Below are 10,240 nucleotides of genomic sequence, written 5' to 3' on the forward strand. Positions count from 1 at the left end.
GTTACCCTCCGCGCCCGGATGGCGGCTCTCCAAAAAGGCGGCCCGCTCCTTGTGGAACGGGCCATCCCAGGGAGGAAGACGCCCATGAGGGCGGTTTGAGCGTTCGATACACCTGGTGCCGTCATGTTCGTTGAGCGCGCGAGCCCGCGTTCACCTTCGCAGGCCTTGAATCATCTGCCGATGAACCTGGCGAGTGCGACATAGCACCATCTCCTTCCAATCGGCTCCAGCCGGATAGTAGTGCTGCTTCACGCGTTGGCGAATGTCACGCCCAAAGTCGGTTTGAATCTGAGCCTGCCCGTAGGCATAAAGCCAATGGTCAGCGCGCAACACTGCTCTGGCCGCCTCAGGAGGATAGGTTCCAAACTCTAGACAAACGTAGACGTGGCGATCACCCAGAAGCCGCTGCCAATAGTCGTCTTGCGTGCCATTCAGTACCAAGGCCGATGAGGTGCCGAGATCTGGTGAAGTGACTGAATGGCCGAATATGTCGCGCGCCCGCTGATATCCAGTCATGCCTGATGCCTGCTCGCATTGCAGCTCACCATAGCCATATGGTCCGAGGCCTGTGTGATAGTCTACGATCAAGACTAGCTGACGCGACGCGATACTGTAGTCCGACACGATCCGTTCGAGTGTTTGGCGAGCTACGCTGAGGCCGAAGCCGCCAAAGAACATTCCTGTCGGATGGCGATACTGACCGCTGGTCCGTGCCTTTCGGTAGGCGATTTCACCATAGGCTGCCCGGTACCTTTCAATCGCTGCTTCGGCCGCCGCAAAAACAGGCCCATCCAAGGCACTTGGTACCAGACTATCCGCGATTGCGTCGTATCCCTCGTTTCTAGGAAGGGGAGCCGTGAAATCGATGAAGTTCCTATTGAGATCGCAACCTTCTTGCGTAACACGCCGGTCCCATGCGAACCCGTATGGGTTGATGGCATGAATTAGCAACGTGGCTTCATCAGACTTCAGCTGTTCGTAACCACGCTCGGCCAACCAGTCGAGCTGCGCTGCGGATCCACAATATCCTTCGGCGCCGTGCGTAGCCGATATGAGAACCCCCACTTTCGAGGCGCCTCGATCACCAAACCAGGCAACATCCGTCGAGAGCTCTTCTCCACCGGGCCCATAAGCGGGGGATGGATAAACCCGTGCCTCACCGACGGCGGCTTTGCGGACGTAGTCCCGAAACTTATGACGAGCTTCGAAGTAATTCGACGCGAAATGCTTATTCGCTGCATTGAGAATGGCGTCGTCCATGAGCATTCCGATCATGATTCAAGACATAGCGATAGTCGATCATCTATACTTGTCGGACTCAGAGTTACTGAGCCGAACGCAACTGGTCTCGGGCAGATCAGCGCCAGATTTACCTGAAGCAGTTCGCAGTTTTTCGGCGTTTACGCCCGGCGATCCGGTGAATGAATGCACGAGCGGCTCCGACCCCGACCTTTCGTCTGGGGCAAGGGGAGGAGAATTGGCGCGAGGAGCAGCTCACTCCTAGAGCGTCGCTACCCAGAACCTTGCCCAAAACGAAAGCTGAAGCGTGATGGAGCCCATTTGGGTCTGATTTGGTACAATGCGTCGATCATTTTGCAGGATTCTGCCTCAACGGGCGGAGTTTTCGCAAGATCAGGGCCCCTATCGATGCAATATAGTCGCTGCGGATCTTTCTGCGTAAGGGGCACCCGTGGTGCCCCGCAATGGAAGCGGTGATCATTCAGACGGCGTATGACAAAATGGCGAGGGACCGACCCTCCTCACGTTGTCTCTCGTCCCGATTTCACCGACGGCACTTATGGTGCGGTGACGGCACTTATGGGGCGGTGACGAAGATTGGGGCACTTGCTCAAACGATTGCGTGAAAAGAACCGGGTGTATGCCTCTTGGGCAGGCTCCTGGATCAAGAAGGGAGAACGATGATGACTAAAGCGCTCTATGTGAAGAGCGAGGACGTGGTATTTGCGCAGATGCATATCGACACCGGTGGCTCCGCGAGTATTTGCCAATTGGTCGGTCCAGAAATCAGCAAGACAATCGATGCCGGCATCGCCACGTACGACGGCTGCTCGATCGAACGCAAGGTGAATTATGATGAGACCATCGTCGTGCTTGGTGGATTATTTCGGCTTCTCACCGGCGAAAACTATGGCCGTGTCATTGAAGCGAAGTTCGGCGATGTAATTTGGCTTACTAAAGGAACCCGCCTGAAGTACCAAGGGGACAAGGCCAAGGTATTTTATGCTCGTCACCCTGTTGATTGGCGGACTCGCAGCGAGGCGACCGAGGACGATAAGCCCCTGAACGACGTCTATCATTTCCGAAGCACGGACATGATCTATTCACAGATGCAAATCTATTCGGGCGGATATGCATCTACCTGCAGCCTCGTTACTCCAGAGATCAGTAAATCACTTGGTGCGACGATCGCGACGTTCAACGGTAGCTCGGTCGACTGGACAACGGAATATGACCAGATCTCGGTCGCGCTTGGTGGAGTGATGCGGATTCGCACAGGTGAGAACTATAGTCAGGCATTCGACGCGCGGTTGGGGGACGTGGTCTGGCTGCCGAAAGGCACTCCGCTGAAGTACGAAGGCGAAAGAGGGATCATGTTTTTCGTCCCGTACCCGGTTGACTGGCGTCTGCGAAGTCAGCCGGTTAGGCCGAAGCCGTGGCCTGCATCGGTTCGATAAGTCTATACGATGAGGCTCTGAGAGCTCAGTAGGGCTATGCTGAGCTCCCAATCCACCATGCCATCGCTGGGCTTGCGGTCATTCGTATGTTGGTGCCCAGCCTTGGCGAAGTACAGCGGAGCTATCGCGCATGTCGCAATCGTTACAAATCAATACCGGAACAGATGATCTACTGGCGGAGATCCGTGATCGCGTGGGTGTGATTACGCTCAACCGGCCGCAGGCGCGGAATGCGATCTCCCAAGGAATGAAAGTCGCCTGGAGCAAGCTGATCAAGCGATTTGCTGACGATCCACACGTTGGTGCGATCCTGATTACCGCCACAGGGACCGCTTTCTGTGCCGGAGGCGATGTCAAAGGCATGGGGCAGAGTTCGGCTACAGTTGAAGCAACATTCCAGCAGCGGGTGGCCGAATTGCGGGCTGACCAGCGAAAGCTAATCGGTGACCTGTTCGCCGTGAGAAAGCCAACCGTTGCGGCGCTTCCGGGCGCTGCTGCGGGTGCGGGCCTTGCGATTGCACTCGCCTGCGACATCCGCATTGCTTCGCAGTCGGCCATCTTGACCACCTCATATGCGAAGGTCGCATTGTCGGGCGATTGCGGTATAGCCTGGCTGCTGACGAAGCTCGTTGGGGTCTCCCGCGCGCGCGAACTGATGTTGCTGTCCGAGCGCATCGACTCGCGGCGGGCAGAAGCGCTGGGCCTCCTCAACCGCGTGGTGGCGGACGCGGAGTTACCCCAATCCGCGTTTGAGCTTGCGGCTTCACTCGCCCAGGGGCCTACATTCGCGTTTAGCTGTATCAAGGACAATCTGGATCACGCGGCGGCGTCCGACCTTTTCGGGTCGATGGACCATGAGGCCGAGAACCTGATAAAAACGGAATTGACGCTCGATCACAAAGATGGCGTGCGGGCCTTTGCGGAGAAGCGAAAACCCGTGTTTCAGGGACGTTGAAGGATCGATCTTACTTCTGAGCAGGCAATCTTTGGGAGGCAGCGATGATGGATCATCTGCTGCTCTCGCGGTGACGCACCCAGGAGCGATCCTTGCTGGCGCCGCCGCGCGAGGTGCCAGGGGATGTTCGAGACCTCTCGCGCAAGCCTGCGAGCTATGCTCTGTTCCACGAGGAGCGATGCTCAACCGGTAAGGTTTGCATCGCCAGGAGCGCGGCCGAGAGAACGCTTTTCGCCGCTTCAGAAAATTCGCGCGTCCGGTCATAGCCAACATCCTAGTTTAGATTGGGCTCTCAGCTAAGTTTAGCCTGATTACGACTGGGACCGAGACAGCCCAGCTTTATGGCGCAGAAAAACTTCGCAATTATCGATTATATTGCAGGTTTTCTGCTTCGTTCCGTCGGAATCGGGATTTTTGGATTCGGCGCCTGGTATATTGCCAACAATTAACGATCGGCGCGCGGTATCGCGCAACTAGGAAGCAACGATGGATCTGAATTTTACCGCTGACGAACTTGCCTTCCGCGACGAGGTTCGAGCATTCTGCCGCTCCGCAATCCCTGCGGATATCCGAGAGAAGCTGATTGCGGGCCGGCATCCTAGCAAGGATGATAAGGTGCGCTGGACGCGCATTCTGGCGCAGAAGGGGTGGGCCGTACCGCATTGGCCCGTCGAGTACGGCGGCAAGGGATGGACGCCAGTCCAGCAGTACATCTTCGGCGAGGAAGTGAGCCAGACGCCGGCGCCGGAGCCGGCGGGTAGCGGCATCAACTTGGTTGGGCCGGTTATCTATACTTTCGGCAACGAAGCGCAGAAGAAGTACTTCCTGCCGCGCATTGTAAACGTCGACGATTGGTGGTGCGAAGGCTTCTCCGAGCCGGGAGCCGGTTCCGATCTTGCGTCGCTCAAAACGCGGGCCGTGCGTAACGGCGACCACTACATCGTCAATGGCCAGAAAATCTGGACCTCCTTAGCGCAATACTCCAACTGGATCTTCTGCCTGGTTCGGACTGATCCTGACGCCAAGAAACAGCGGGGCATCTCCTTTCTCCTGATCGACCTGAAGTCGGCGGGCGTTACCGTGCGTCCGATCCAGTTGTTCGACGGTTATCCGGAGGTTTGTGAGGTTTTCTTTGACGACGTGCGGGTTCCTGTCGAGAACCTCGTCGGCGAGGAAAATCGCGGCTGGGATTACGCCAAGTTTGTTCTTGGCAACGGTCGTGTCACGATTGCTTGTGTTGGCCTTTCGAAGGAGCGTATCCGGCGCATCAAGGAACTTGCTTCACGCGCCCGCTTCGGGGGCGAGCGGCTCATCGACAGGGCCGATTTCCGCAAGAAGATTGCGGCCGTCGAGGTCCAGCTCAAGGCGCTCGAGATGACGCAGCTCCGCGTCGTGGCCAACCAATCGAAGCTCGAGAAGGGTACGCAGGACCCCGCAAGCTCGATCCTCAAGATCAAGGGTTCGGAGATCCAGCAGGCGACCGCTGAGCTTTTGATGGATGTGATCGGCCCTTACGCGCTGCCCTATCAATCAGAGGATGAGCTTCAGCGCGGGGAGACGGCGATCGGTCCCGATTGGGCTGGACCGATTGCGCCCGCTTATTTCAACGGACGCAAGGTGCCGATCTATAGCGGCTCGGATGAGATCCAGAAGAACATCATCGCCAAAGTCGTCCTCGGCCTCTGACGCTTCAGCAAAACACAAAGCTGCTGACCGCGCGGCGTTCTAACCGGTTTGAGGGGCGAAGATGTGGCCCCGTTTCAGGAGGGTTTTCTAGTGGATCTTGATCTTTCCGAGGAGCAGCGGCTCCTTAAGGATGGCGTCGAGCGCTTGATGCGTGAGCATTATAGCTTTGAAGACCGCCGGAAGTACCGGACGGAGAAGCTGGGATTCAGTGAAGCGATGTGGGCGCGTTATGCTGAGCTGGGGCTTCTCGGGCTGCCGTTTGCGGAGTCTCATGGCGGGCTCGGCGCCGGGGCGGTCGAAACCATGATCGTCATGGAAGCTTTCGGCAAGGCGCTCATCCTTGAGCCATATTTCGCAACCGTCGTACTCGCAGGCGGCATCCTGCGGCATGGGGCGAATGAAGCGCAAAATTCGAAGCTCGTCCCCGCCATTGCGGGAGGTCGGATGAAACTCGCCTTCGCGTACGCCGAACCTCAGTCGCGATATGACCTCTTCGATGTTGAAACCCAGGCCAAGAGGGACGGCGATGGTTGGGTGCTCAACGGGACCAAGGGTCTTGTCCTCCATGGCGATGCCGCGGACAAGATCATCGTGTCGGCGCGAACGGCGGGGTGCGCGCGAGAAAAGGACGGGATTGGCCTTTTCCTGGTTGACGCTAACGCGCCCGGCCTTATGCGTCGCGCCTATCCGACGCAAGACGGGCTGCGCGCGGCCGAGATCACGCTTCAGAATGTACGAATGGCGGCGGCTGACGTTATCGGCGACCCGGCAGGCGCTTTCCCGATTATCTCACGCGTTGCAGACGAAGCGATTGCGGCCTTGTGCGCCGAGGCCATCGGCTGCTTCGCTGAAATGCATGCCATCACCGTCAATTACTTGAAGACGCGCAAGCAGTTCGGCACGACCATCGGCTCCTTCCAGGTGCTTCAGCACCGCGCTGTCGATATGTTCGTTGAATTGGAGCAGTCGCGTTCCATGGCGACGTACGCCACCATGATGGCAGGAGAGAGCGATGTGACCGAGCGTGAGCGGGCGCTGTCGGCGGCAAAAGCGCAGATCGGCCAGTCGTCCAAAGCGCTCGGACGGCAGGCTATCCAGCTCCATGGTGGCATTGGTATGACGATGGAATACAGCATCGGGCACTACTTTAAGCATGTAACGATGATCGACGCGTCATTCGGCGATACCGACCACCATCTTCAGCGGCTCGCCTCGCTCGGGGGCCTCTTCGGCGAGCAAGCAATCCAACGATAGGACAAGGACCTCGTCCAAACGAGACGCCAGCGTTACCCAATACAAGAACCGACGGGTTAAACATGCAAGTTGATCGTGTGCTGCAACAAGACCGCCTTCAGCAGGGAACGGCGGGTAGGATCAGCCAGCTGTTTCGGCCGGAATCCGTTGCCATTGTGGGAGCTTCCCAGAAGGGAGGCTTCGCGACCGAAATCCTCACGAATATCAAGAAATGGGGTTTCTCAGGCGAAGTCGTTGCGGTGAACCCGCGTTACACGCAGATCGCGGGCGTGCCATGCTATCCGAGCTTGAAAGCCATCCCTCATCCCGTTGGCCTGGCCATGGTCGCCATTCCAAGCAAAGCCATTCCCGAAGTGCTCGAGGATTGCGAAGCCGCTGGTGTGCGAGCGATTCAGATCATCTCCAGCGGATTTGCCGAGCAAGCCGGGGACGGGGAAAGTAAGCAACGCTGGCTTATGGAGTGGGCCGCACGAACCGGCATCCCGGTGGTCGGTCCAAACTGCTTCGGCTTGATGAACGCGGCCAATCAGCTGATGGCGGTCCCGCTGGACTTTCATAGCATGAAGGCAGGCGGAATTAGTTCCATCCTGCAGAGCGGCACTCTGGTCTACAGCTTGATCGTGCCACTGCTGGCTCGCGGAATCGGCATCGGTCGCGTGGTCACTGTCGGCAATGAGGCATGTCTCGATGTCGCAGATTTCATTGACTATTTTGTCGACGAGGAGGAGACGCGCGTCATCACCTCCTACTGCGAGCAGATCAGGCGGCCGGTTGAATTCATCAAGGCCTGCGAGCGCGCGGCCGACAAGGGCAAGCCCATTGTGATGATCAAGGTTGGCCGCTCTGAAAAGGCCCGGCAAGCGGCATTGGCTCATACCGGCTCTCTCGTAGGTTCAGACGTGGCGATCGATGCCGTCCTGAAACGATTGGGTGTCGTCCGGGTCGATACCGTTGATGATCTAATCGAGACCGCGGTTGCGCTGTCTTCGACGAAGCGGCCGCGCGGCCGCCGCGTCGCGTTCGCATCTTTCTCTGGTACCGCCGCCGGCATTCTGTCCGACGTCGCCGATTCCTACGGCATAGAATTTCCGCCGCTGCCCGCACCGGCGAAGGCTCGGCTGGAGAGGGTCTTTCCCGAGTTCGGCAATGTCGGCAATCCGCTCGATCTCACCGCACAGGGCGGCTATGACACGCGCATCATCGATGAGTCGCTGAGCACACTTGCCACCTGTGACGCGTATGACATGGTCATCTGGGGCCGCGGCTTCCCTTCCTGCTTGGATATGGGATCAGCTCTCGGGAAAGCCTTAACGCGGGCTGCAGCGGCGGCACCAGAGGTTGTCTTCCCGATATTGAGCCTCCCCGGCGGCCATTTCTACAGCTCTCTCGATCCAAAGGATCCGATGATCGAGCCGAAGGCCGAATTCAACGGCATGCCGTTTTTGCAGGGTCTAGCTCCTGGGCTGAAGGCGCTCTCTGCTCTGATGGGCTATGCTGAGTTCCAACGCGGCCATAAACCCGGTGATCGCCTATCGGCCCAGTGGGGCCGGCGCACCGCTTGCTATTCTGAGGCATTGCGCATCATGCGCGAGGCGAAAGACGACGTTCTGACGGAGCGGGAGGGCAAGCGTCTCCTCGCGCTCTACGGAATTCCCGTCACGCGCGAAGCGCTCGCAACGCGGGCGGATGAGGCGGCGCGCATTGCACGGACACTTGATTTTCCGGTGGTGATGAAAGTCGAGTCGGCCGAGATCGTGCACAAGACCGACGTTGGCGGCGTCGTGTTGAATATTTCGTCAGCCGAGAAAGCAGCGGAGGCGTTCGAGCAAATCGTGGCTTCGGTCCGGTCGCACCGCCCTGAAGCGAAGATCGCCGGCGTTGTCGTGCAAGAAATGGCCAGATCTGGGCCGGAGATCATGCTGGGCGCTACTTTCGATCCGCAATTCGGGCCGGTCATCGCCTTCGGATTGGGCGGAATCTGGGTTGAGGCACTCAACGACGTGCAGGTGCTGCTGCCGCCTTTCGATACGGCCGACGTGCAATCGGCAATCGGGCGGCTACGCGGTGCGAGCGTTCTGCGTGGTGCGCGGGGCGGCGCCAAGGTAGACTTGGAGGGACTGGCCGACTGCATTGTCAAGTTCGGGACGCTCTGCGCCGATCTGGCCGACGAGATCGGCGAGATTGACATCAATCCCGTCATCCTTTCTGCCAGTGGGGCTGGGCTAGTCGCCGTTGATTGCCTCATCACAAAAAAGAAGCTTACAGGAGCTTGACGGGCGAGCCGGCGATTAGCTGCAAGGCTTGGCTCGACCAGCCAGATCGCTAAAGAAGGATATCGCCGCCTGCTCGAGGAGAGAGGCGGCGCAGAGTGATCGTTGTTAGCTAGAAGAGAGAATCATCCCAAGGAATGCTCGTTGCTTGGTTTCTCTCCGCAAATAATCGTAAGCAGTCGAAGCTCTATTAGTTCCGGCCAGGCCCTGGCGCGAGAAAGATCACAATGGCAATCAACTATGAGCAGCTGATGGCCATGAAGAGACTCTACCAAAAATACAGCTATAGCGATTGCGATGTGCTGCTTTACGCTCTTGCTATCGGCATGGGAGCTGATCCCCTGGATGAGAGGGAGCTCGCTTTCGTGAACGAGGCCACGGCGACGGCGCGGCCACTGAAGGTCGTTCCAACCTTTGCCTCAGTTGCAGCCGGCTTCGCTGAACCTGGTGAATTCAATCTAGACTCCATCGCGTTGGACGGCGAACGGGACATCACATTTCACGGCACGCTTCCGCCCGCCGCCCAGGTCACGGCCGATTCCTCCGTGATTGGGGTCTATGATAAAGGCAAGGACAAGGGGGCAGTCATCCGCTTCCAAACGGTGCTGAAGGGCAGCCATGGAGAACAGCTGGCTAGCCTGGTGAGTTCGTATTTTGCGCGTGGGGATGGCGGTTTTGGCGGTCCTACCGATGGTCAGCCCGCGCCACACCAAATGCCGCGCCGAGCGCCCGATCGGGTCGTCAACATCCCCACGCGCCCCGATCAAGGGCTGATCTACCGGCTGTGCGGTGATCGCCATCCGTTGCATTCCGATCCGGAGTCCGCCAAGCAATTTGGGTTTCCGAAGCCAATCCTTCACGGCATGTGCACCTACGGAATCACCTGCCGCGGCATTCTGCAGACCTATGCCGATTATGATCCCAGCGCCTTCAGGCGGCACGCGGCGCGTTTTTCATCACCGGTCTACCCCGGGGAGACCGTGACGCTGGAGATGTGGAAGGATGGCAACCTGATCTCGTTCGAAGCGAGCGTGAAGGAGCGCGGCGTCAAAGTTGTCAAGAACGGCATGACAATGCTTGGCTGACAAGCCTCGTAGCGGCGCGGGATGATTTCGCTAAACTTGCCCTTTATTCTGCAGAATTTCTTCGATCCTCGCCGATTTATGACTCCTTGCGCCGGTTAGGTGGCTACGCTCGTGGATAGTTATACGCCCAACACCTTAGTTTAGTTCTGCATAACGAGGGGGAGCGTCATGACCAAAGGGGAGTCCGGGGATCATTCCGTTCTGATGTCCCCAGTCAAGCACACAGCGCACGGTTTCTCATCTCCACGAGGACTCATCGTGAAGTTCTTGTGCCGATGGATCGTGCAGAGGAGA

General features: G+C 58.1%; 7 protein-coding genes. 6 read left to right on the forward strand and 1 reads right to left on the reverse strand.

What is annotated here, in order from left to right:
* Window positions 1-150: 150 nt before the first annotated feature.
* Window positions 151-1,260 carry a DUF2817 domain-containing protein gene (locus ABIB90_RS37775; RefSeq protein WP_354202549.1) on the reverse strand — a complete coding sequence of 370 codons (1,110 nt, stop codon included), beginning with the start codon at window positions 1,258-1,260 and terminating at the stop codon, window positions 151-153.
* Window positions 1,261-1,922: 662 nt separating this feature from the next.
* Between ABIB90_RS37775 and ABIB90_RS37780 the strand changes: the two genes are divergently transcribed.
* From ABIB90_RS37780 to ABIB90_RS37805, 6 genes are all read left to right on the forward strand, one after another.
* Entirely contained in the window at window positions 1,923-2,696 is a 774-nt protein-coding gene (locus tag ABIB90_RS37780; protein WP_354202550.1) for a EutQ-related cupin domain-containing protein, read from the forward strand.
* 130 nt (window positions 2,697-2,826) lie between these two features.
* On the forward strand, window positions 2,827-3,651 hold the full coding sequence (locus ABIB90_RS37785) for an enoyl-CoA hydratase-related protein (RefSeq protein WP_354202551.1): 825 nt from the start codon (window positions 2,827-2,829) through the stop codon (window positions 3,649-3,651).
* Window positions 3,652-4,137: 486 nt separating this feature from the next.
* Window positions 4,138-5,337 (forward strand): pimeloyl-CoA dehydrogenase large subunit, encoded by a 1,200-nt coding sequence (gene pimC, locus ABIB90_RS37790; RefSeq protein ID WP_354202552.1) that lies wholly within the window; start codon window positions 4,138-4,140, stop codon window positions 5,335-5,337.
* A gap of 90 nt (window positions 5,338-5,427) precedes the next feature.
* Window positions 5,428-6,591: an acyl-CoA dehydrogenase family protein gene (locus ABIB90_RS37795; RefSeq protein WP_354202553.1), complete on the forward strand. Its 1,164-nt coding sequence runs from the start codon at window positions 5,428-5,430 to the stop codon at window positions 6,589-6,591.
* A gap of 62 nt (window positions 6,592-6,653) precedes the next feature.
* Window positions 6,654-8,864, forward strand: coding sequence for an acetate--CoA ligase family protein (locus tag ABIB90_RS37800; RefSeq protein WP_354202554.1), 2,211 nt, complete (start codon window positions 6,654-6,656; stop codon window positions 8,862-8,864).
* A gap of 224 nt (window positions 8,865-9,088) precedes the next feature.
* Entirely contained in the window at window positions 9,089-9,946 is an 858-nt protein-coding gene (locus ABIB90_RS37805; RefSeq protein WP_354202555.1) for a MaoC family dehydratase, read from the forward strand.
* Window positions 9,947-10,240: the final 294 nt, after the last annotated feature.

This window comes from Bradyrhizobium sp. JR4.1 (assembly GCF_040548605.1).
In the GTDB taxonomy this organism is placed as follows: Bacteria; Pseudomonadota; Alphaproteobacteria; order Rhizobiales; family Xanthobacteraceae; genus Bradyrhizobium; species Bradyrhizobium canariense.